25 protein-coding genes, 2 pseudogenes and 1 riboswitch are annotated in these 21620 nt (G+C 42.8%); of the genes and pseudogenes, 6 read left to right on the forward strand and 21 right to left on the reverse strand.

The genetic code is table 11. The features are described 5' to 3' along the window. The first annotated feature begins 364 nt into the window (after positions 1 to 364). Both GE107_RS10655 and GE107_RS10660 read left to right on the forward strand, forming a co-directional pair. A complete protein-coding gene (locus GE107_RS10655; protein WP_219639734.1) occupies positions 365 to 976 on the forward strand; it encodes a hypothetical protein in 612 nt (203 codons plus the stop codon). Between the two features lie 53 nt (positions 977 to 1029). Further along, positions 1030 to 1410, forward strand: coding sequence for a tyrosine-type recombinase/integrase (locus GE107_RS10660; RefSeq protein ID WP_255570375.1), 381 nt, complete (start codon positions 1030 to 1032; stop codon positions 1408 to 1410). Between the two features lie 402 nt (positions 1411 to 1812). Here the strand turns inward: GE107_RS10660 and GE107_RS10665 are convergent, their stop codons facing one another. The 3 genes from GE107_RS10665 to GE107_RS10675 form a co-directional block, all read right to left on the reverse strand. Next, positions 1813 to 1953, reverse strand: a complete 141-nt coding sequence (locus GE107_RS10665; protein ID WP_219639736.1) for a hypothetical protein — start codon at positions 1951 to 1953, stop codon at positions 1813 to 1815. A gap of 188 nt (positions 1954 to 2141) precedes the next feature. Then, positions 2142 to 3623: an FAD/NAD(P)-binding protein gene (locus GE107_RS10670; RefSeq protein WP_255570376.1), complete on the reverse strand. Its 1482-nt coding sequence runs from the start codon at positions 3621 to 3623 to the stop codon at positions 2142 to 2144. A 314-nt stretch (positions 3624 to 3937) separates the two neighbouring features. After that, positions 3938 to 4026, reverse strand: a riboswitch (cyclic di-GMP riboswitch). 221 nt (positions 4027 to 4247) lie between these two features. Then, positions 4248 to 4583 carry a hypothetical protein gene (locus GE107_RS10675; protein ID WP_219639740.1) on the reverse strand — a complete coding sequence of 112 codons (336 nt, stop codon included), beginning with the start codon at positions 4581 to 4583 and terminating at the stop codon, positions 4248 to 4250. Between the two features lie 83 nt (positions 4584 to 4666). Between GE107_RS10675 and GE107_RS10680 the strand changes: the two genes are divergently transcribed. After that, a complete protein-coding gene (locus tag GE107_RS10680; protein ID WP_219639742.1) occupies positions 4667 to 5488 on the forward strand; it encodes a tyrosine-type recombinase/integrase in 822 nt (273 codons plus the stop codon). 259 nt (positions 5489 to 5747) lie between these two features. On the opposite strand, the gene GE107_RS10685 is transcribed toward GE107_RS10680, so the two are convergent. The 3 genes from GE107_RS10685 to GE107_RS10695 form a co-directional block, all read right to left on the reverse strand. Beyond that, positions 5748 to 6659, reverse strand: coding sequence for a glycosyltransferase family 2 protein (locus GE107_RS10685; protein ID WP_219639744.1), 912 nt, complete (start codon positions 6657 to 6659; stop codon positions 5748 to 5750). Between the two features lie 65 nt (positions 6660 to 6724). After that, entirely contained in the window at positions 6725 to 7627 is a 903-nt protein-coding gene (locus GE107_RS10690) for an NAD-dependent epimerase/dehydratase family protein (protein WP_219639746.1), read from the reverse strand. Between the two features lie 450 nt (positions 7628 to 8077). Then, positions 8078 to 9220, reverse strand: coding sequence for an alpha-hydroxy-acid oxidizing protein (locus tag GE107_RS10695; protein WP_255570377.1), 1143 nt, complete (start codon positions 9218 to 9220; stop codon positions 8078 to 8080). A gap of 156 nt (positions 9221 to 9376) precedes the next feature. Here GE107_RS10695 and GE107_RS27125 point away from each other — a divergent pair, with 156 nt between their 5' ends. After that, positions 9377 to 9604: a DUF1259 domain-containing protein gene (locus GE107_RS27125; protein WP_219639836.1), complete on the forward strand. Its 228-nt coding sequence runs from the start codon at positions 9377 to 9379 to the stop codon at positions 9602 to 9604. A 445-nt stretch (positions 9605 to 10049) separates the two neighbouring features. Here the strand turns inward: GE107_RS27125 and GE107_RS10705 are convergent. Together GE107_RS10705 and GE107_RS10710 are read right to left on the reverse strand one after the other, a co-directional pair. Continuing rightward, positions 10050 to 10185, reverse strand: a pseudogene (locus GE107_RS10705) (23S rRNA (pseudouridine(1915)-N(3))-methyltransferase RlmH); the annotation flags it as partial. 156 nt (positions 10186 to 10341) lie between these two features. Further along, complete coding sequence (locus GE107_RS10710) at positions 10342 to 11208, reverse strand: helix-turn-helix domain-containing protein (RefSeq protein ID WP_219639750.1); 867 nt, start codon at positions 11206 to 11208, stop codon at positions 10342 to 10344. A gap of 198 nt (positions 11209 to 11406) precedes the next feature. Here GE107_RS10710 and GE107_RS10715 point away from each other — a divergent pair, with 198 nt between their 5' ends. Further along, positions 11407 to 13221 carry a beta-L-arabinofuranosidase domain-containing protein gene (locus GE107_RS10715; protein ID WP_219639752.1) on the forward strand — a complete coding sequence of 605 codons (1815 nt, stop codon included), beginning with the start codon at positions 11407 to 11409 and terminating at the stop codon, positions 13219 to 13221. A gap of 249 nt (positions 13222 to 13470) precedes the next feature. Here GE107_RS10715 and GE107_RS27130 read toward each other — a convergent pair. The 9 genes and pseudogenes from GE107_RS27130 to GE107_RS10755 all read right to left on the reverse strand — a co-directional run. After that, positions 13471 to 13575, reverse strand: a pseudogene (locus tag GE107_RS27130) (tunicamycin resistance protein); the annotation flags it as partial. Beyond that, a complete protein-coding gene (locus GE107_RS10720) occupies positions 13559 to 14143 on the reverse strand; it encodes a DUF4269 domain-containing protein (RefSeq protein ID WP_219639754.1) in 585 nt (194 codons plus the stop codon). The pseudogene GE107_RS27130 and the gene GE107_RS10720, both read right to left, overlap by 17 nt. A gap of 27 nt (positions 14144 to 14170) precedes the next feature. Next, the gene (locus GE107_RS27135; protein ID WP_219639756.1) at positions 14171 to 14497 is read right to left on the reverse strand and encodes a DUF5316 domain-containing protein; all 327 of its coding nucleotides are present in this window, start codon (positions 14495 to 14497) and stop codon (positions 14171 to 14173) included. Positions 14498 to 14601: 104 nt separating this feature from the next. Further along, on the reverse strand, positions 14602 to 14856 hold the full coding sequence (locus GE107_RS10730) for a DUF2164 domain-containing protein (RefSeq protein WP_219639758.1): 255 nt from the start codon (positions 14854 to 14856) through the stop codon (positions 14602 to 14604). Between the two features lie 276 nt (positions 14857 to 15132). After that, the gene (locus tag GE107_RS10735; RefSeq protein ID WP_255570378.1) at positions 15133 to 15576 is read right to left on the reverse strand and encodes a class I SAM-dependent methyltransferase; all 444 of its coding nucleotides are present in this window, start codon (positions 15574 to 15576) and stop codon (positions 15133 to 15135) included. Between the two features lie 46 nt (positions 15577 to 15622). Then, entirely contained in the window at positions 15623 to 16051 is a 429-nt protein-coding gene (locus GE107_RS10740; RefSeq protein ID WP_219639760.1) for a GNAT family N-acetyltransferase, read from the reverse strand. A 14-nt stretch (positions 16052 to 16065) separates the two neighbouring features. Beyond that, the gene (locus GE107_RS10745; protein ID WP_219639762.1) at positions 16066 to 17001 is read right to left on the reverse strand and encodes a P-loop NTPase family protein; all 936 of its coding nucleotides are present in this window, start codon (positions 16999 to 17001) and stop codon (positions 16066 to 16068) included. Positions 17002 to 17094: 93 nt separating this feature from the next. After that, positions 17095 to 17622: a DinB family protein gene (locus GE107_RS10750; protein ID WP_219639764.1), complete on the reverse strand. Its 528-nt coding sequence runs from the start codon at positions 17620 to 17622 to the stop codon at positions 17095 to 17097. 44 nt (positions 17623 to 17666) lie between these two features. After that, complete coding sequence (locus GE107_RS10755; RefSeq protein ID WP_219639765.1) at positions 17667 to 18200, reverse strand: hypothetical protein; 534 nt, start codon at positions 18198 to 18200, stop codon at positions 17667 to 17669. Between the two features lie 361 nt (positions 18201 to 18561). Here GE107_RS10755 and GE107_RS10760 point away from each other — a divergent pair, with 361 nt between their 5' ends. Continuing rightward, positions 18562 to 18987 (forward strand): PH domain-containing protein, encoded by a 426-nt coding sequence (locus GE107_RS10760; RefSeq protein ID WP_219639767.1) that lies wholly within the window; start codon positions 18562 to 18564, stop codon positions 18985 to 18987. A gap of 98 nt (positions 18988 to 19085) precedes the next feature. Here the strand turns inward: GE107_RS10760 and GE107_RS10765 are convergent, their stop codons facing one another. The 4 genes from GE107_RS10765 to GE107_RS10780 all read right to left on the reverse strand — a co-directional run bounded on the left by GE107_RS10765 (position 19086) and on the right by GE107_RS10780 (position 21316). Next, complete coding sequence (locus GE107_RS10765) at positions 19086 to 19586, reverse strand: GNAT family N-acetyltransferase (protein ID WP_219639769.1); 501 nt, start codon at positions 19584 to 19586, stop codon at positions 19086 to 19088. 247 nt (positions 19587 to 19833) lie between these two features. Next, the gene (locus GE107_RS10770; RefSeq protein WP_255570379.1) at positions 19834 to 20247 is read right to left on the reverse strand and encodes a cupin domain-containing protein; all 414 of its coding nucleotides are present in this window, start codon (positions 20245 to 20247) and stop codon (positions 19834 to 19836) included. A 219-nt stretch (positions 20248 to 20466) separates the two neighbouring features. Continuing rightward, positions 20467 to 20799, reverse strand: a complete 333-nt coding sequence (locus GE107_RS10775) for a hypothetical protein (RefSeq protein ID WP_219639771.1) — start codon at positions 20797 to 20799, stop codon at positions 20467 to 20469. 172 nt (positions 20800 to 20971) lie between these two features. Next, the gene (locus GE107_RS10780; RefSeq protein ID WP_219639773.1) at positions 20972 to 21316 is read right to left on the reverse strand and encodes a hypothetical protein; all 345 of its coding nucleotides are present in this window, start codon (positions 21314 to 21316) and stop codon (positions 20972 to 20974) included. Positions 21317 to 21620: the final 304 nt, after the last annotated feature.

Genomic DNA, 21620 nt, shown 5'->3' on the forward strand with positions numbered 1-21620 from the left:
CTTCATACCGTCATTGGCCAAGTCGCTGAGGGGGAAGAGAGGGCCGGGGGAGTCCGCGACGGTGAAGTGCACAATGTACGAGCGTGAATCAAACATTTTGATCATCTGTAGAACGACACAATACTCCCCTTATTAAGAACCTTTACATTTTAAGGTTCTTTTAATTTTTTAGGGTGAATTTATGTCATTAGTTGATGACACTATTTCCCCCTTTTGTTAAGAAGATGACACAAACTAACCCTCTTGCATGCTGAAAACCATGATACCACCATTTTAAATTGGTACAATTATCCTATACTCGGCAAATAAATTGAAATAATTCATTATAAGTGATGACAAAAAATATGATCTGTGGGTGATTCAATTGGCGTTAGAAAGAGGCGGGCGTGCTGATAAGCTTGGAAATCGGTATGAGGGTCTTTGGGTTGCAGAAAAAACTTTGGATATATTAGATGGAAAGGCACGTTCAATTCTCATAGAAGCTTTAGGTGATGATGAAAAAGGTACAGAGTTCTGGTTAGAATTAAACAATGGCAAAAGACAAGCACACCAATGTAAAGTCCGCAATGCGAGCAAGGAATCTTGGAGTATTAGCGACTTAGGAACTAACGGTGTACTACAAAATTTGAAATTTCAATTAGATCGAACAGAGAACCATGAATTTGTTTTTGTATCAGGTGTTCCTGTTACAATTTTGGGTGACATTTGCGACAGTGCACGAAATTCAGACGGCAACTCTGAGACCTTTTACAATCATCAGATAGTATCTTTAGGAAGACCAAGAATGAAAGCTTTTGAGGATTTTTGTACACAGTTATCTTTAAATAAAGATGAACCACTAGATAGGGAAACTGCGTTTAGTTATTTATGTAGGACGAGAATTGTATTATTCCCATCAGACGAAACCTTTGTAAACAACAGAATAGGATATACATTAACTAGTGACTTTGTTTCAAATAGAAAGTTACTAATCTAGACGAAGGAACAATAAGGATAATTGGCAAAGGCAATAAGGAACGACGGCTCGCTTTGACGCCGAAAATCCTTAAGTGTCTAGGTCTTTACCTAGTCAAGAGAACGGAAATATTGCAGAAACGAAATAATATGGCGGAGAAAGCATTATTTATATCGATAAAAAGAGGAACAAGACTTACTAGAAGAGCTGTTGCCTTAATTATTGAGGAAATTGCTGAAAGTACCGGTGTTAAAGCCAATAATATGAAAGTAACGCCACATAAGCTAAGACACACATGTGCTACAGTTTTGTATAATGAAGGCGAGGGTGTTGATCTACTAGCGATTGCTGATTTACTGGGTCACGCCGATCCAAAAACAGCAACCATATACACTAAAGTTAGTACAGAAAAGCTAAGAAGCATAGTAACGTCTAATCCCTTAGAAATTACATAAATAAAAGACACAATCATGCCATTATGAAAATCTTTGTGACACTAATCAACCACTATATTAAACGGTATGCCACAATTCATCGAATTGGTTCAAATGAATGACATAAATGTCCCATTTTGATTTTCACAACTACTCTAATCGACCGACCTAATAAACACTTATCCAAGAAACATATCAATAGCTCATTGAAATAGGGTGCTATTGTGTCAATTAAAGATGATGGCCGGCTCTGAATCGATTAACATGAGTCTTAAAGTTCTTGTCCCGAACAGATTAGAAAACGCTTGTCTAACCTTTGTCGGTTGACAAGAACTTGATGTCATATCAGATGTTGATGAAATAGCCACGGGCAAAACTCGAAGGTCGGCGTACGATAAAAGTCCACAAAAGATTTGCCTTCGTTCATGGTGAGCTCGAGTGAATGAAATGACTCATGATCCACGGTTCCGTTTGCGGGTAGTTGGCCAAAATGGCAGACGAGTTCACCTGCCACTGCCAGAAGGTGACGATCGGATATTTCATCGGCAATTGCTTGGCGCGCATGTTATTCCCCTCTTCCACTTATAATAAAAATCTCCGATCGCTTGCTTCGTACGGAGATTCTACAGTGACAATATCAAATTAAGAGTCTCGGTTTTTTCATTTTATTCTGCAATGACCATCAAATTTTCTTCAGTTCTTGCAAGTAAAAAGACAGCGGACAGATGGAATCTGCCCGCTGTAGGGAGTTATTAAACGCTTATGCTTTGCTTATTCTCCTGGTAGTGCCTGACGATAGAATTGGCAGTGTGGACGGTATGCTTAGCCAACATGATGAGCGCATTAAGGACATATAACGCTCCGCCAACGGCTGGGCCTAATGCGTATAGCTTCGGCTGCGGTCGGTTTCGGGCATCGATCAGCCTGCCGGTAGTGCGTTCAACGTCGAGGCCTCCCAAAGGATGGCGACGGGCTTGTCCCAATTGCAATAATCCATCCATTATCGGCGCGGCCAACGGGGAGATTCGACTTTCACCCGAGGAGGCAGCCGAGAATATTCGATCCATGTCAATGGGGGGTATTCCCTCGGCAATCGCTGTAAACGTACCGCTTGGATCTTTGGTGACCGATTTCAGCCCCCGTAGGACGGTAAGCTGACCCGAGTCTGCAAGTTCAAGTATCTTGACTGCACGATGCTGAGGCATAGGACAGCACAGACTGTATGCAATATGCCGATAATGATTGAATAAGTATTGCTTCTCATCGGGACTTAGAAAGTACCATGCATCATCATTGGCCGCAACAATCATTTTTGTACCAACCTGATACGCAATCTCACCATCATTTACACGTGCCAATTGATCTCGTAACCGATCGATTCCGTAACGGTTTGGATGGATTTCATCAATAAGCGCCTGTCTCGATGCTCCGGCGTGGTCGAGCTCTTTGTACGTCAGTTCGATTAGATCCTTTAGAGAGAAGCTGCCTTTTGCAGCAGCTATATCCTCGATGCCCTTAACTGTAAAATACCGCAGATTATACTGGATCGACGGACGACGCACGGCAGGCAACAGACCGCGCCTCGACAAGATTGTAATCGGTCCGCGATGATGGTTAGCGATTAGTCCGAATACAAGATCGATTGCGGTAAGGCCGGAGCCAATAATTCCTACGTGTTCGTCCGCATCTACGCCATTCAGAGTGTCCTTTAAAGGATAGGGGGTGATATGGAAATTCTGTTGCCCCTGTAGTCCGTAGGGATCAAAACCGTTTGAACCACCCATGCATAAGACTACATAGTCAAAGTTGTAGCTTCGAGACGGCGTTTCTACAACAACAACTCGGTCGTCAAGCGTCACATTGATAGCCTTCTCTTGCACGAATTCGAATGCTTTCATGCATGTCATCGCTTTCTGCGCTGTATCCTGAAGATATAAACCGATAATCGAACGAGGTGCAAAATTGGTGCCCAGATAATGCGCATAGCCGTTCTCTCTAAACCAGTTGGTCACATGGTCCGTATCCCAATAGCGTACTGACATGGTGTTCGTGTATACGTTGGTTAAAGCTTCGGGCATATCGGGTGCATAGTTAGGGCCGCACCATGGGTGGGGTGACGGATCAAACACAGTCACATCTAATGTTGCGTCTGCATTCATTTCATCGTTAGCTCGAATAAGGTTTTCCATCATGCACACAGCGGCCGGTCCGCCTCCTACGAGTCCAACACGCATCAAAAGTCACCTCTCTAAGTGGATTTAATTCTTTTCTTTTCAGTGATAACCCGCCTGTTTTGAAATTGGACGGAGGCTTCCGTCGTATTCAGAACTGGCAGGCATACAGAATAAGAATCCGCCTTAGCCCCTTTAGCTTTGCCTCACCCCTTTTCAATGGAAATGTTATTATCGTACGAAATATTCATTTCTATCAGATACTCTGCCGTGATTTTAAACGTTCCTCACCTCCTTCAGTAATTTACCAAATATATACAATTTAACAATAAAAAGACCTCCGCCTAATGTGAAGATAGACGGAGGTCTCCGTCGTAGTCGGTAGCTGGCTGGCATCGCGGAATTGTCCACCTAAGCCCCTATAGCTTTGCGTCCCCACTTTTCAATGGGTTTGCCATTATCGTACGAGTGCGGAATATGAAAATAAATATTGTCATCCACTGTCAATTTAACAAATGTATCAAGCGGATGGGAATAGGACTATAGTATTGAAATTTAATAATGTTATATGTTTAACACGAAGTCTTGATCTCATAAGTTTTTGACATAATCTACAAAAAACACAACCGATCGTCTGGCAGGCATATTTCAATCTCTCTCCAGAAATCTTGCATCCCAATCTTAGATCTATTTGGACAGATTTTCAATTTCCTGTTCCATTTCCCGTAACATCATACCTGTATGCAATTTTAGATCTGTTTCCGATATGTAGTACAACTCACGTCGTCCAAATAGCGTATATTGATACCGTCCATCTCCAATGGGATCATCTTGCACCCACATTTTATTATCCTTCATGGAGGCCCTGGATTGTTTCAACTTCCTAATGATAAATCGGCCAGTAACTTTGGAGATGCTATGGATAATCCCCTTCGAATCCTTAACTTCTTGTCCTGCTGCCTTGAGGAGCGAAAGCAAAGCGATGTGTCTATTTAGCGCGATAATCGGGTCAAAGCCACTCATTGCAGATCATCCTTTGTTGTGTAGATAATCTTATTATATGCGAACTCCCGTTCTTGTATCCCGTAGGAGGAGGGTGAGAGTACATGAACGAATTAATTGATGCGTTTTCCGTTTATCTTGAAGTTAATAAAAACTACTCCCCTGGAACTGTTCAGGTATACAATCAAACTCTAATTAAGTTCTCCTCTTGGCTTCAAGAAGTCCGCAAAATCTGTGATATCAAAAACATCACAGTCAATGATATCCAATTGTTTTTAGGGACTTTACGGCATCCGGCAAAGAAGAAAGGCGGCAAAGAACCTCACCCTAAAGCAAGGAAAGTATTTGAACCATCAACTAGAGCACGTATCATATCAGCAATAAAACAATTCTTCAAATGGGCAGTTAAACATCATTTCGTTCAAATCGATGTAGCACAACATATAGAAAATCCAAAATTACCGGAAAGATTACCGAAAAGCTTAACATTACAAGATGCAATGAAATTAGAGGCCGTTAGTAAACAACGTGTTTTTAAAGAAAGAGATCATTTTATTACTGTACTGTTCTTATTACTCGGGATGAGAGTGTCCGAACTTGTAAATATCGACTTACAACACATTAATCTAGACGAAGGAACAATAAGGATAATTGGCAAAGGCAATAAGGAACGACGGCTCGCAATGACGCCGAAAATCTTTAAGTGTCTAGGTCTTTACCTAGTCAAGAGAACGGAAATATTGCAGAAACGAAATAATATGGCGGAGAAAGCATTATTTATATCGATAAAAAGAGGAACAAGACTTACTAGAAGAGCTGTTGCCTTAATTATTGAGGAAATTGCTGAAAGTAACGGTGTTAAAGCCAATAATATGAAAGTAACGCCACATAAGCTAAGACACACATGTGCTACAGTTTTTGTATAATGAAGGCGAGGGTGTTGATCTACTAGCGATTGCTGATTTACTGGGTCACGCCGATCCAAAAACAGCAACCATATACACTAAAGTTAGTACAGAAAAGCTAAAGAAGCATATAAAGACAAAGCCTTATCGGATCGGGTATATACATATGTATAAAATACGGGTTTTGTGAAAATGATAATAACAAACAGCCAGCACTTAACAAAGGCTGCCAACTCAGCAGCCTTATTTTCGTGTATTAAGCCCCGATGTCAAAGCGACCCTAATCTGTTCCGTAACACCAAACAGGAAGATCCACCGAATTTTCAAAGCATCTGATCAGCACTCTGTGCAAGGTTTGCTGATCATAATATCCGCCGGCCGCTTGGTTATGATGAAGAATCTTGGCCATCCATGCTTGGGCTTTCGAATATTCATAATAGTCGTAAACAGGAATGGCAAAATACACAAACTGCAAATGCGTTTTGTATTCTTCTTCGCTGGGAAAGATCCCGATTTTACTCAATTGAATCAAACGTATCCTTCTTGCGTTATATTCCTGCACCTCGCGATACACATTGGATACTTGTCCTTCATGATAACGGTAATGAAGCAGGACTTCCGGCAAATTCGCCAATCGCGTAACTTCACCCATCCGGTTCCAGAATTCATAGTCCTCCGCATGAACGAAGTAAGGATTGTAACGCATTTGATGAAACTCCAGCACGCTTCTGCGCATCATAAGGGTCGGATGAGATAAACTGGTGTGAAACAGCTGCCAACACCGGATCCCATCGTGCGTGCAAGGTTTTGGCTGAAACTGTCCATTATGAATCCATTGCATCATTCCCCCCAGTACGCCTACATCCGGATTCGCATCGAGATAAGCAATTTGGCGTTCCAACCGGTGCGGTACGGAGACGTCATCTGCATCCATTCTGGCAATATAAATACCTGTGCTCAGTCCGATTCCTTCATTCAGGGAATACACCACCCCCTTGTTCTCTAAATGTCTCACCAGCCGGACCCTGGGATTATTCAGACGCTCTAGATATTGCCAAGTCCCGTCTTGCGATCCGTCATCGATGATCAGAAGCTCAAAATCCTGAAACGTTTGATTCAACATGCTGTTCACCGATTCTTCGATATAATTTGCCGAATTATAAGTAGGCATCAGAATCGTTACTTTAGGCATAAGATCATCCCTTTAATGAACGATTTTGCATTTAAAATGATTTTCAGCACCTCTTGCAGTCATTGTTATTTGATCAAAGCAGCGAGACCAGCATCCAAATCGATCTCGGGGCGCCATTCAAGCTCTGCTCGCGCACGAGCGGGGGACAAGCGGCTGTATCGGATATCGCCCGGACGAGGAGGTTCGTTGATGCATCCATCCGTATGACCGGATAATTTTTGGCATAAAGTCGCCAATTGTTTGATAGAAACGGAAATTCCGGAGGAAATGTTGTATACACCCCCACTCCCTCTCCCGATCGCAGCCAAATTCGCTTGCACCACATCGTCCACATGAATGAAATCCCTTCTCTGGTTTCCATCACCGTGGATGATGAGAGGCAAGCCCCGACGAATTCTGTCACGAAATAAAGCAATGACTCCCCCCTCTCCTTCGGTTGTCTGACCTTCCCCGTATACGTTCGAATATCGTAAAATGGAATAGCCGCCGCCTTCAGAAGAGCCTCCGAGACGGATATAGTCCTCCGCCGTCTTTTTCGACAGTCCGTAAGGCGAAGTCGGATTCGGTCGTCGATGTTCCGTTACGCCTACACCTGCAGGTACAGTGCCATAAACGGCAGCTGTGGAAGAAAAGACGAGTTTGGCACCGGCCTTCCTGCATCCTTCCCAAACGTGAATCGTCCCGATCACATTGATTAGAGCATCTTTTTCCGGCGCTCGGACTGAAGAGCTTACTCCGACTTGAGCCGCAAGATGGAAAACGATGGACGGGCGTATGTCGCCAATCAGACGCATAACCGCACGATCCGTTACATTGACCTCGATGAACTTGCAACCGGATGGCACGCGAGCCTTGTTCCCGGATGACAAATCATCCAGCACCCATACCTCTTCGCCCCTCGCGACTAAAGCATGGGCAAGCCGGCTGCCGATGAAACCCGCCCCGCCGGTTACCAACGCCCTCACCATTCCCACCCCCTTGATCTTCTGACAACAATATATGTTCGAGCCTTTTCCGGCGGTTGGACATGAGTACTCACGGCCGAAAGGTTATGCCATGGTCACGATACATATAATCGGGCGATAAAAACAAAAAAAGCTTGATTTCTCAAGCTTTCGATAACTTATATCTTGCATGGGTCATTCCTTCGACGAAATTCTAATGCTGATCATTGCACGAGACGAATGAATGAGTCAAACGCCTCCAAATAAGTTTTCATAATAATTATTATGTTTCATTCATAGCACGATATTGCATTTGGCGGCGATATAGTATGATGTGTCACATTATATAAGCTATTTCTCACATCCATTTTAAACTAAGTGCCAACAATGATGAAAACCGTTCCTCTTTCATAGGAACGGTAATCCCGCTTTGAGATAATATTCACAATTTTCATTTACCCAGCAGGTTAATAGTTAATATTCACATTCCACGTCAGCCGGGACAAGCAAAGATCGATTAATTTCGGCTATACTTTTTTCCCCGGCGTTTGCAAGAGATATATCGATATCACCCATCATATTCCGAATCACTTGAGTAACACCTCTTTCTCCAGCGACCGCCAAGCCATAAATGTATGGACGGCCTAACAGAACCGCTGTCGCTCCAAGCGCAATCGTCTTGAGGACATCCACGCCTTCACGAATGCCTCCGTCGAATAACACAGGTATCCTTCCTTCGACTGCGTCAATAATCTTAGGCAAAGCATCGAGAGTCGCAATTTCGCCGTCCAGTTGGCGACCACCATGATTCGATACCACGATCCCGTCCATGCCAAGTCCCATGGCCAACCTCGCATCTTCAGGATGAAGAATTCCTTTGATCAGGACGGGGAGTTTGGTTAGGTTGCGAAGTATCGGGATTTGCTCCCATGTTAAACCGGGATTCCATATGATTTGCAAAAATAGGGAAATCGCGGCGTACATATTTTGTTCGGGTGGTTGTTTAAGCTTGACGCGAAATACAGGGTCGGAAAGGAAATTGGCCATGCCTTCGCCCTGCAAAAAAGGATAGAAATTATTACGAATACTCCTGGGCCTCCAACCGAATCCGGCGCGGGTATCAACCGTCAAAACGATCGCACTGTATCCGGCATTCTCTGCCCGATGGACCAAGCTCTTCATGATATCGAGGTCATTCGGCCAAAACAATTGGAACCAACGAGGAGAACTGCCCATTGTTTCCGCTACCTGTTCGATTGATCTCGATGACACCGTACTCAGTGTGAAAGGAATCCGCATCTTCGATGCCGCCCTTGCCGTCCCTAATTCCGCATCGGGATGAATAACCCCCTGTATGCCAAGAGGGGCTAATAGGAACGGAGCAGGATATGTGTGACCGAATAAGCTTACCGATAAATCCCGGTTTGTTATATCGCGAAGCATGCGTGGTCGAATATGCCAATCCAAGAAGGCCTTCCTGTTCGAACGCATAGTCTCCTCTAAACCTGCACCGCCTGCGACATAATCGAAAGAAGCAATTGGTAAATTAACACGTGCCCTCTTAACCCACTCATCATATGTAACGGGAAGTGGGAAAGGATCCCGATTGTATAACAAACGTATCCCCCCCAACCATTTCTTACTTACATTTTTATGTTGGCTGGCAAGTAATATTGATTAACTTTACTCCCCCCCTAGTCGACGAGCACACCGCTCTCCCCACCTCCTGAAGCTCAGCAGAAAACTGATTTCGATTGGTCAAAAGTTGAAGCGATCATTCGACAGAAAGGAACCCGCAAAGGGGATCTTTTGCAATTCAACATCCCTCGTAAAGAATCCATAACGGAAAATAATTTAATCATCCCTCCATCGATGGGGGGAGCGTTACCCATTAACTTTCAAGTCATTGGGAACAATAATGCAGTGACCATTGGAGACTTCGTTCTTTTAGCAAACGAAGTAATACTTCACGGAGAAATCATGACTGTCATAGGCCAATAGTCTTGACATAGACAAATGACAAGAGATTAATCCTTTAACTAAAAAAGCCGCGATTAACACGGACTTACATAGACGTTTTCATGTTGCGTCCCAATGCTGATTACTCATATTCGTCTCCTGCCCTTCTCTCCATTCATTTACTTCAACTCACATTGAACCATTAAGATACTATTGATCAACAGTTTGGTACATATACGCATTCACTGAGGATTTATCCGAATCTCTGTAATATTTTGCTCCGTCTCAGAGAATCGCTTAAACGGCTTCTACAATAAAAAAAGGCCTCGACAAAATAGCAGTCGATACCTTTTTTTCAACCGAAATAACAATTCCAGAATCCTTTTACGCTTTTGACCAAATCGAGTTCTATTAATCGCTCTCCACAATCTTACCTTGGAGCTGACCCCTGTTTAAGAGACTGTGATCAAAACACCAAGGTTTAGCCTCACATATGATACGGTTCCCCCCGATTGATCCGCAACGCGCGATAAATCTGCCTCCACCAGCACCAGCCGCATCAGCTGTTGCGGCTGCGTCATGTGGCCAAACGACAGCCTCATATCCGCACGGCGCAGCAGCTCGCTTTCCCCTTGGAGAAGACGATATTATATTCAAAGTTAACGTTAATGGAGAAGTAAAGACAATAAAATTCATCCTCAAAAAGACTTTAAACTGCTACCTCATAGACATGGATGCCCCCCGAATGCATACTGGCTTTCAATGAAACATCTGCCCAATCAATCCCGGTAAATTCTGTTCATATATTCCGAAGGTGAACAGCCTATTATTTTACGAAAAACCCTGCTGAAATAAAAGGGATTGTTAAATCCGAGGGTCTCACTGATCTCGGAAATATTCCGACTCGAGTTCCTCATCATACTCACCGCTTTATCCAAAAAAATTTGGGCGTTATACATTTGAATCGTGCTCCCAGTTTTTGTTTTAAACACTTCACTCAAGTAACTGTAATTCATGTTGAGGTGAGCGGACAGTTTCCGTGAATCCAGGCTGAAGCCATCCTTATGCTCCAAGTATTCGATAATTCGCTGGACCGTGAGGTCAGACTTCGTTAGCGGGAGTCTAGGGTTCGAATCTTTGAATATATTCAAAAGAAGGTCCATGGTTTGCATGCTGAGGTCGATTGCCCGGAAAGGATCGGTAGATTGATATAATCGGAGGATCGAATCCAGCTTTATCTCCAGTTTCTTTGGATGCGGGATGCTTCCTTGTTTCGGAAGCATGACAAACTTCCGGTACTCCTGCGAAAGGGAAAGTGACGAATACGGATTCAGGAACATATTCAATTCCTCTTGAGTCTCGTTACTCGGATTGCTGAAAAAATGAATCCAGTACCATGATGTGCCTGCCGGCGTCTTGGGAACACCCCAGTGATGCAGGCCTCTTTTCAAAAAAAGAAACTGCCCATTCTGTACGACATATTCGTTGCCCTCTTCCGAAACCTGCATTTCTCCGTTTGAAACATATATGAAAACATTCCAATTCAGTATCCGATTCGGGTGTGTATATAAGTTTTTTATCGTATGAAACCCCAAATCCTGTATTCGGAGTATCTCGTTGAACGATAGCGCAACTTGGTTGGACACGTTTAAAACTCCTTATGCTGGAAGTCTCGCAACCTTATTATACGGGAAATCCGTACGGTCTGTACATTTTGGAAAAACCCGAAAATAATATAGGTTAACCAAAGAGAATGAATTCAAAGTTGAATGGCTGCGTAATAAAATATACCTGCGGATGTCTCCGCATTTACAACTATACGCATACAAATTGAGGTGTCCGGTGTGTTTACCAATTTCAGCCTTGATGAAGTGAAGGTGATTGACAACGATTTTGCCTCCCGGAGAGAGCTTGTAAAAAAATATATCCATACGTTTGACATCGACCGTCTTATGCACACGTTTAAAATCAATGCCGGCATTGCATCCGATGCAGAGCCCTTGGGTGGTTGGGAAGAGCCGCAGTGCGGCCTTAGAGGACACTTTGTCGGACACTATCTATCTGCCTGCTCGAAATTTGCATTTGCCGATAGCGACGAACGTTTGAAGGCAAAAGCCAATGAGATTGTCGATGTTATGGCACTATGCGCACAACCAAACGGATACCTGAGTGCCTTCGAAGAAGAAAAGCTCGATATACTGGAGTTCGAGGAAAACCGGAATGTTTGGGCGCCATACTACACCCTTCACAAAATTCTACAGGGCTTGATTGACTGTAACCTCTATCTGCACAATGAAAAATCACTGGATCTTGCTTTAAATCTGGCAAATTATATTCATAGCCGCTTTGAGAAGCTTTCGTTCTGGAAGATCGACGGCATTCTCCGCTGTACAAAGGTAAACCCTGTGAATGAGTTCGGCGGTATCGGGGACAGTCTATACACCTTGTATGAAATTACCGGCAATTCCAAGCTGCTCGAACTCGCCAACATGTTCGACAGAAATTATTTTATCGATAATCTCGAGGCCGGTAAGGATGTGCTGGAGAATCTGCATGCCAACACGCACCTGCCCATGGTGATTGCCGCGATGCATCGGTTTGCGATTAGCGGCGAGGCTAAATATAAGAAAGCAGCTGTTCAATTTTATTCCTTTGTATTGGGAAGGACATTTGCAAATGGAAACAGCAGTTCAAAAGCAACCCATTATATAGAGGGAGGCGTTTCCGAAAAGTCGGAGCACTGGGGAAAATATGGGATGCTGGGCGACGCGTTGACAGGAGGGGAAAGCGAGAGTTGCTGTGCTCATAATACGGAACGCATCCTTGAATGGTTTGTCGAATGGTCCGGTGCGGTTGAGCATCTGAATCATTTAGAATCATTGAAATTTAACGCCATACTGAACAGTGCCAGCGCAAAATCAGGTCTTTCCCAATACCATCAGCCTATGGGAAGCGGCGCAATCAAGAAATTCAGCAGTTTATTTGATTCCTTCTGGTGCTGTACCGCATCCGGTATCGAAGCGATGAGCGAGATTCAAAAGAACATTTGGTTTAAAAACGACGACACCATTTTGCTTAATGCTTTTATATCCTCTGTGGTCGATTGGAGGGAGCGGAGTGTCAGAATAAAACAGGTTACCGGATTTCCGGACAATCTTACTTCAATCTTGAAAATCGAAGCTGCCGAGCCTGTTGAGTTTAAGCTGATGTTGAAGGCAGATGCGGTCAAAGCGGTAACGGTCAATTCCAAACCGATCACTCTCGATAAAGATAACCGGTTTATTGTTATTCAACGTGTTTTCTATGATCAGGACAGCATTAGTATTGAAATCGATGCGAGCTTGCACCTTGTTTCGCTTCAAGGCACAGACGGTATCGCTGCCGTCATGTACGGCCCCGTCCTGCTGGCTCAAATCAGGTGCAATCGTGCTATGGCGGGCCTTTCAAACCACAATCTCAACAAAAAAATCATTAAAACCCAAAGTGAACGCTTAGCGTTTTCTGTCATTGATGATACGGACGATGAAGAAACGTTTATTCCGTTGTTCCGAGTCGAGGAGGAAGAATATACGGTTTATTTGGACGTAACAGGAAACGCAGCTGTTGACCGTCGTTTTTCGTTTGCCAAGGATGGCAGTATGGCCTATAAAGAAGAATGAATATTTTATGTTACCTGGTGCCAAAGTGACAAGAACTTGATCCGATAACGAAAAAGCCCGCGGTTTCCGCGGACATCATTCGGACTATGTTCTTGTCACCCGACAATATTCGACATTATCGTCGATCGTGTGATTTACCGTATCGATATACTCCCGGAAGATTTCGTTTTTCAGACCGTCGAGTCATCTGTCGATTTGCTGAGCCCCCCAGGAGTTTGCCCCTTCTCCCCTGAATCTTAGCCTTCCAAGTAAAGTTTCCGGATCGTACACGTAAGAATTCACGACTCGCCTCTGCAGTTCATATGCTGTCTGCGTTTTGCCGTATCCTAACGTTCCATTAATCCAGACGATCATTACGTGTCCCACCTCTAATTAATGCCATTAATGAATCGTCCGTCCAATGGTATAGTTCCAGCAACGCGGCGTAAGGATCACCCGGAAGGTTCAGCGCTTGCGCAAAAGCCGGCTCTGTTTTGAGTCCGGCCATCTTCATGGACACAATACGATTCCGAAACGAGGTTCCGAATAAACGCAGCAAACGATCTTCGATAACCATATGTTTGAAGCCGTTCTGTTCGGTAGACGGCACGGATTGACCATAGATCTCAACCGGCCAGCCTTCACAGTCGAAATTAGCCGTGAGTACGCTTGCATCACTTGATTGGCTGCTGTTCAACACAAATCTCTCATACTTTGAAAATAACTTCGTTACGTCTTTTTCGAACCGCTCAAAATCATACACTTCGCAAATGATGTCGAGGTCGCTCCCCGCTACGTTGATCCCAATCGGAATGGTGCCTACGAAAACAGGGTTATAATCTACCAACAAATCAAGGAGCCGATGCCGAACGAGCAATAGGTAGATTGCTGTCTGAATAGAGTTACCCTTATTCAAATATTCAATCTTCGTAAAATCGGTCAAGCTGCCGTTTCCTCCGGTTATGGTCTGCTAGGAATGTGTATAAGATGATCCAATCATATACATAACGATTGCGATGATCATATAAGGAAGACCGAGTAAGAACAATAAGCCGGTCCACTTGCGCTGCTGTTCCCGGTCCTCCGGGGTACTCGAATGGTAATTCGCCCGAATGCGATCCCCGCTAACCAAGAAGCCGGAGACGATTGCCCCGAGCATAATAAACAAAATACCGACTCCGAAATTAACGTTTCTAACCGTATCCATTTCCACTATCGCGATAAGTGTAATATTTACAGCAAGACATAGAATGAAGTTGATAAGAACCCATTTAGACAAAGCGACCATTCCTTCCATTCAATCGCTCATTGATCGTATTTCGACCGTCTGTCTCTTCTTAATGCTTTCCTGACAGCGTCTCTCGTGTGATCTCTTCTAGGCAGCTCTCCCCTATTCTCCTCCTATCGCGATTTAGGGAGCGGCTGTTCAAGGGAATACAGTTCATCGTCGATTTGATTCATTTTCTCCGTCACGAGCTTCCTTACATCCTCGAGCGCCTGGTTATAGATGTAGGGGCCGAGCTCTTTCAGCATGAAATCGACGAATTGTTCCGCTCCGAGTTCCCCTATCCTTTCTGACCGTTCCTCTTCGAAGAAGGTTACTACGCGTTCCATGATTTCGGTTTTCTGTTCCCGAGGTAATTTAAGTATGATCATCAAAATACCCTCCATTATCAAGAACTGACATCCAGAAAATTAAGGCTTCCTTGCATTCCATATGAATTTGTACTCACGCATCTCCAATTTACCGTTAACGGAGAGCTCAAATATCTTCTTCGCGAGTTCATCTTGATGCTCTGCCCTGGTATAGTCCGGGTTTCCCGGGATGCCGGACAGAAATTTGGCAAACACATTTTCATTAGGGAAACAATAAATGGCTTCGTTGTATTCCGTGATTTCAATGTCAACCCAGTGATTCTTCCCCAGACGTTCTTACACGACATCCAATCCGCCGGAATGAATGCCGATTATTGTTCCTCCGGAACGAAGGATCCGGCTGTGATTGAGAATGGAAGTAGGGCCTCTTCGATCATAAATCATATCGAATTGTCCGTCCGAGAATGGCAGCTCTTCTTTTGTCGAGGCATGGATGAAATGCAAATTTGTGTAACTGGTGCCACGTATAGAGGAGTTCGCGATTTTTATCATTTCGATGGCGTTGTCGAACCCGATGATGGACTTCGCATAAGCAGCCATTTTCATCGTAAAGTCTCCATGTCCGCAACCGGCATCCAATACGCTCTCGCAATTCGGCAATAGGGTGATCAGCCGTCGTTCGAATAGCTCTTCCGCTGAAGTGCCCTCTACACTGAAAACAGCGTTGTTCTTATACCCGCCGTTACGAATGGCAATTGAATTATACCAGTCTACTCCCATCGATCACCTCTCTATTATGTACGGGTAGCTTGCCCGATACTTTCATTTAATCTCCCTCTCGCTCAAGCCTCATATAAATACTCCGTTCTTTAAACCCCAACGACTTCCAGAATGCACGGCCCCTTTCATTCCAATACATCACTTCGATATCGATCTCAGATATCTGTAAAAAACTCATGAGCTGCTTGAATGCTCGTTTCCCGTAACCTGCCCTTCTGCAATCTCGGCATATGAAAAAATGCCTTAAATAAAGCGGATTCCGCCGAAGGTTTACAAGTGCATAACCCCGTACTGCACCATGATCCTTGAACAGATAAGCCTGATAGTCCGACCGGATGAACATGGACATTCTTTCTTTCAACTGCTGCAGATTCATTATGTTATCATGCTGCTCATCTTCAATCAGTTGCCGGTTTAGATTCGCCAGTAATTCCAAATCCTCATCCGAACAGATATGGATCGTTATATCGCTCATATGATCACCATTACCTATGTTCTCACGAATAAAGTTCCTTCTTCGTTCCGATTTCCAACGATGTCTTTTTCACTGATGATCAGTGATGTAAAGTTCCCATTATCACCTTTTAAGAATTCGAAAGTCATGCTAATATTGTCCAAATAGAATTTGTCAAGGCTTCTCGGCTTTAATCTGTGTTCACCGAAAACGTATAACTCATGATTCTTCAACTCAACTTGGATTTGTAATCCCATTTCCTTGTTCCCATACACTCCGACAAATCTCTCCATTTCCTGGACGGAAAGAACCGGATCCGGGATGTAGGTTAGTGAGAGATATTCCAGTATTTTTCCGTAATCAAGTGACCACTCCCAGTTTGTATTGTCGATCGCTAAAGTGTTTTGTCCGTACTTAGAATAAGCAATCGAAGCTATTTCGGCATATTCCCTTAGAAATTCAAAGTGTACTCTATCACCCAGTTGACCGCGGTTCAAATAATAAGGCTCATGTTTATAGCGCTCATATGTATGCTTAAGCCAGTTTTCACCGCCTCGAGCAGTTATCATACGATGGATCCCGATGCTGGGTTCATTCTGGTATAGATAAATGAGATTGCAGTCAATTTGCTGTAATAACGTATATAGCTCTTCAATAAATGAAATGATTTCTTCTTTTGTCAGATCCCAATGCAGCAAACGGATAATCGGGCTTTGAAACAAGACGGATTCCATGACAAAAACGAAGTCCTCATTCGCATGGAGGGTCAGGAATTGGTGCCAATTCGAAATATAGGCATCCTTCCAATCGACGAAATTGCCGATATCCCGGTCAAGAAGTATCGGATGTTCAAAAGCGGATTCATGGAACAACATTGTCTCCATTCCATTCCGTTCCAACTGTAATTGGATAAATCTTGCCGTCGTGGACTTCCCCGATCCAGGGATGCCTTCAACCATGATCAGCTTCAAAAAGAATTCCTCCTGGGGCAGCTCACAGCATGTCATATTCGGACAGGTCCGGTTTGATCTTGTTGACTTTATCCGTTACAAGTGCGAGGCTTCTTACGACCGGAGTCTCTTCTTGATCATTCGGATCTGACCCCGATGATTGATTTCATCTTCAAACACGTGAAACCACATAAAATAATGATTGGCCCGTTTGTTGTACCAGAATACTTCTTCGCGATACAACCAGTCATCATCAACCGTTTTGAATAGCTCATAGGTTCGCTTTCTTACCGCTTCTAATTGATTTAGGTAATAAGCCAAATCATTCCCCTTAATCTTCTTGCGACCTTCGTCCCCCAGATCCAATGCAGCTCCCCAGTGCGACATTTCTTCGTCATTTAAATCTCTTTTCTCAAACGTAGACACTTGATAGGCGTATTCGACTGCAGCAAAATGCAACAACAAAGCACCGATCGAATTGCTTTCGCCATCGATTAAATAATCCAACTGCTCAACGGATAAATCCTGGACGGCTTGTAAAGTGGTATGCCTCGCATAATTCATCATAGACAGCAAACGGCTGATCTGTGGAGAATAGCCGGGCATGTCGCTGATGAGATATATCTTTTCCAAGTCTAGCATTTTGGTTGCCTCCTCAATGTCATTTGATTGGAACCAATTAAGCTCTATTGAGACGATGTCTTGATAAGTTGAATTAATTCATCTCTGACTCCCCTTGTCAGGTGAGGCATCTTTATCAAGAACTCAACGAGTTCTTTATTCACTGTTCCTATGTTGGATTTTAGATAATCCATTAACACCTCTGATTTTCTTTTTCTTTTCATCAAACTATAGGCTACATACCATATTTCAGGAGACGAAACCTTAATGCCATCCCAGTCAGATCCATGAGACACTGGCAAAGTTACGATTCCGGTGTCTGTATGTAATCCAAAAAAGCCAATGATATCAAGCTTAAGTTCCGGTATGCTGATTCTGTATTCACTTGCAAACGGAAAATCACCACTACGCTGCTCCACGCAGTCATATTCATTCAGAATTTCTAATATTTCTTGTTTTGGACATTCAACGGTAATATCCCAATCGTTCACTTCTTCAATCAGTCTCAAATCATACAACATCGCGCTACCACCCAGTGCATATGGGATTTGGTGTTTATCTAATAGGTCTACAATAGGATATAGCTTTTGAAGATCCACATGATCTGTCCTTTCCCTCATATTGCTCCTGGGTATGCGAAATCTGCAACTTCATGTATGACTTGATTGGGTATTATATTCTGTTTTCCATCGGGAGTTATATCGAAAAATCCCACACTTCAACATTTGTACCTTTGAAGAAATAGGTGAACATCGTTGCCATATTCGTAACACTATGATATTTTTCCTTCCGTATTTATTCGAGTTAAGAATTCATTTACCTGTTTCTTGTCCTTAAAATGACAACTTACTTCTGATCTCTCACAGCATTACTGTTCGTATTGGAGGGAAATGATATTAAAAGGAGAATTATATCAAAAGAAAAGGAACGATCATATCTGTAGCAAATGGAGGTAAATCGATGGCGATTTTTGGTGGATTATTCGGAAATTATTCGGAAGTATCTGTGCAAGAATTACAGAATCAGTATGGGGCATTTTTGATGCCACAGGAGAAAATCCAAATGGGGTTTAGATTAGTTCGCGATACTTTTATGTTCACTAATGAGCGGCTAATCTTGATCGACCATCAAGGAGTTACGGGTAAGAAAACAAGGGTGGCTTCCATTCATTTAGATTCGATATATGAAGTAACCATGGAAACCGCAGGAACTGGTTTTGATGATAGCGAAATTACCATTCATTATATTACATCTCCTTTTTATAAAACGAATAATCCTCAGGTCGCGAGTTATAAATTTGAATTCAGTAAAAAGATTAATGTTCAAGCGATCTATACGGTATTAGTATCATTAGCTCATGAGAATAAAAAACGAATAAACTCATAATTTTCGAATTAGATCACTATAGACGGTGTGAGAGACGGCGAATGCCGGGCTCGATGCGTGAAGAATTTATCTGATCACAGGCGCTTCACCGAGTAAACTTAAAATGTCTTTCCCATCATGTATTCATCAAAATATTCATGATTGATTTTCATGGAGTTCTTTTTTATCCCTTCAATTTCAAATCCATGTTTGTTATATAAAGAAATTGCTCGTTCATTCTGAGTGATTACCGTTAGCTCTAATCTTGTAATGCAAGTAGTTTGTCTCCATACCTCTAAATGGTTAAACAACTCATTCCCTATTCCCTGGCCAATGAACTTATTCAAAATACCTATTACTAAATGGGCTCTATGTTCGATTCGACTCAGATTTCCACCAATAACCGTAAGATGACCAACGAGCTGAGTATCCAACTCAGCGACAAAAATATTCGAATTCTTGGACTGAATAAACGTGGAAATGATTTGACGTTGCTGTTCCAGCGTTGTACTCCTTTCTCCTGGTTCAAACAACATAAAGTTAGTTTCTTGATCTAACTGTTTATTCAGTTGAAGAAAGAGCATGTTATCATCTTCGGAAATTTCTCTTATCTGTATCATTTCAGCTTTATCTCCTTCATTCTATATGCACTTGGGTGATTTCAGATTACGTCCCTTGTATTCGCAATATTCGAACGCGGGAACCTTAAACCCTTATGGGGCGACGCGGTTAGGTTCAAGGGTTATCCGCTGAATCAGTTACGCTAGAAAATGCGCCTCGCGGACCGAGAGCTATATGGCCCCTATGCGTGAATGCAGTATCAGGTGATATCAGCGGCTTCCTCCAATAGCGTATTATGACTTCGATTTAAAGTAATTCAGAATCGTACTTTCTAAAAAGTTCTTTCATTGTTTCTTGATCCCGTTGTGTTGCATGATGTATGCCTTCTATTAATGAGTGAATTTTTGCGGTCATAATAATCAAATACTTTGCTTGTTCCGGCTTTGGATTCCAATATGTATGTGGTGTTCCTCTTGGAACAACTACTGCCTGACTAGCGTTGGCTTCTAAAATCTTATCTCCAATCTGAAATCCAAGTGTACCTTCTAACACATACCAAGCTTCATCGTCGTTGTTATGCTTGTGTAATGGTGCAATGCGTTCGGGCATACGACCATCGGGAGTTCCTTCAGCAATCCATTCTGCAATTACAAAATTCGAGCCTGTAGGTTTTAAGGGTTGCCCATTAATTAATCCTGAGATGAATTGACTATTTGACATCACTTTGGCTCCTTTGTTCGTTGTATTTCCGTTGATTTCACTTCATGTTCCCGCATTCACGAGGCGAGGCGGCCTTAGATAGCTCTTATCTTAAACCGGCTCGTGTGTCAACTGAACCATCTTCCATGATTATACATCGGACGACTAAGGAGCGTTAGCCCCACAAGAGTGAATGCAGTGTTATACGAAGTTCCACTCTTCATCGAAATGCTTACTAAATTAATCATTTTCTTGTTCTCGTATAATCTGACCAAAAGTTACTCGATTTTGCAGGTTGTCAGTATCCATAGTTTTATATACTTCTTTTATATCGGGTACATTTTCAATTGTCATCCTTATTCCTTGTTGAACTTCCTTGTCGATTTCTTCTATCCTTTTTATTTGATCTTCAAATATCGATGTTATTCCTGTTGCATATCGTCCTTTATTATTAGAGCAAATGATGTTTACTTTATATTTATCGTTTTCCCTAACTAGAGGTTCACAAATAAACCATTCGTCTTCATGCAAATAAATCTTAATATACTGATCCTTATATCCATCGAGCTTCATTGATTTTCTCCTTTATTTAATATCAGTGGAATTTCGCCTAACGTCTCTTGTATTCACGAACCCGAGAACCATAAGCCCCAACGGGGCGGCCGCGACGCGGTTAGGTTCGCAGGGTTGTCCGCCTGAATCGTCAGGGGAAGTTGCTGACTTCTTCGAATTTACTTTTGACTTATCATCTTTCGTTCATCAAATAGTCATTTAATCCCTTAATATCATCAGTTACAAATATTATTTCTTGATTCTTCTGTTTTATTAGTACATATAGAGGTGTGGTTAATAAGTTTATTCTCTTATCTGGAATTCCAAGACCTGGAACCCCAAAAGCGTAACCATTTATTTTATGATTTGGATCTTCCAATCCTTTAACTTTGTTTTCATTGCTTGCTGGAGACTCATAAACCAAAAGTGTATACTGAGTCTTCTGAAAAGGATTAGTTGTAACGATCATGTATACCACAAAGCAAACTAATTGTCCTGAACCTAGGTAATATAGATATTTATATATCGAGTTCTTCATGGTTTTATCCTCTTGTATTTTAATTTACTTCTTTACAGCAATTTCACCTAACGTCTCTCGTATTCACGAATCCAAGAACCTTAAGCCCCAACGGGGCGGCCGCGATGCGGTTAGGTTCGAAGGGTTGTCCGCCTGGATCAGCTCCCTCGAAATGCCTCGGGCGGACTGAGCAACCGCAAGGCTGCGATGCGTGAATACGATGTTGGTATATTAAGCTCGTCCCAGTGAGTCGGGGATGAGCTTTTCTTTTATACTGAGAGAATCGCCACCGGGTCAAAAACGAATGCGCTGTTGGGACTCTTAG

Origin of the sequence: Cohnella sp. CFH 77786 (genome assembly GCF_019400745.1) — a bacterium.
In the GTDB taxonomy this organism is placed as follows: domain Bacteria; phylum Bacillota; class Bacilli; order Paenibacillales; family Paenibacillaceae; genus Cohnella.

Bases quoted from the DNA above. Each gene is read 5' to 3' on its own strand.
- GE107_RS10750 (WP_219639764.1), bottom strand. From the start codon at position 17,622: ATGCTAGACTTGGAAAAGATATATCTCATCAGCGACATGCCCGGCTAT.
- GE107_RS10675 (WP_219639740.1), bottom strand. From the start codon at position 4,583: ATGAGTGGCTTTGACCCGATTATCGCGCTAAATAGACACATCGCTTTG.
- GE107_RS10685 (WP_219639744.1), bottom strand. From the start codon at position 6,659: ATGCCTAAAGTAACGATTCTGATGCCTACTTATAATTCGGCAAATTAT.
- GE107_RS10670 (WP_255570376.1), bottom strand. From the start codon at position 3,623: ATGCGTGTTGGACTCGTAGGAGGCGGACCGGCCGCTGTGTGCATGATG.
- GE107_RS10770 (WP_255570379.1), bottom strand. From the start codon at position 20,247: ATGTCAAATAGTCAATTCATCTCAGGATTAATTAATGGGCAACCCTTA.
- GE107_RS10765 (WP_219639769.1), bottom strand. From the start codon at position 19,586: ATGATACAGATAAGAGAAATTTCCGAAGATGATAACATGCTCTTTCTT.
- GE107_RS10780 (WP_219639773.1), bottom strand. From the start codon at position 21,316: ATGAAGAACTCGATATATAAATATCTATATTACCTAGGTTCAGGACAA.
- GE107_RS27135 (WP_219639756.1), bottom strand. From the start codon at position 14,497: ATGGAAGGAATGGTCGCTTTGTCTAAATGGGTTCTTATCAACTTCATT.
- GE107_RS10775 (WP_219639771.1), bottom strand. From the start codon at position 20,799: ATGAAGCTCGATGGATATAAGGATCAGTATATTAAGATTTATTTGCAT.
- GE107_RS10760 (WP_219639767.1), top strand. From the start codon at position 18,562: ATGGCGATTTTTGGTGGATTATTCGGAAATTATTCGGAAGTATCTGTG.
- GE107_RS10665 (WP_219639736.1), bottom strand. From the start codon at position 1,953: ATGCGCGCCAAGCAATTGCCGATGAAATATCCGATCGTCACCTTCTGG.
- GE107_RS10690 (WP_219639746.1), bottom strand. From the start codon at position 7,627: ATGGTGAGGGCGTTGGTAACCGGCGGGGCGGGTTTCATCGGCAGCCGG.
- GE107_RS10735 (WP_255570378.1), bottom strand. From the start codon at position 15,576: ATGGGAGTAGACTGGTATAATTCAATTGCCATTCGTAACGGCGGGTAT.
- GE107_RS10740 (WP_219639760.1), bottom strand. From the start codon at position 16,051: ATGAGCGATATAACGATCCATATCTGTTCGGATGAGGATTTGGAATTA.
- GE107_RS10730 (WP_219639758.1), bottom strand. From the start codon at position 14,856: ATGATCATACTTAAATTACCTCGGGAACAGAAAACCGAAATCATGGAA.
- GE107_RS10680 (WP_219639742.1), top strand. From the start codon at position 4,667: ATGAACGAATTAATTGATGCGTTTTCCGTTTATCTTGAAGTTAATAAA.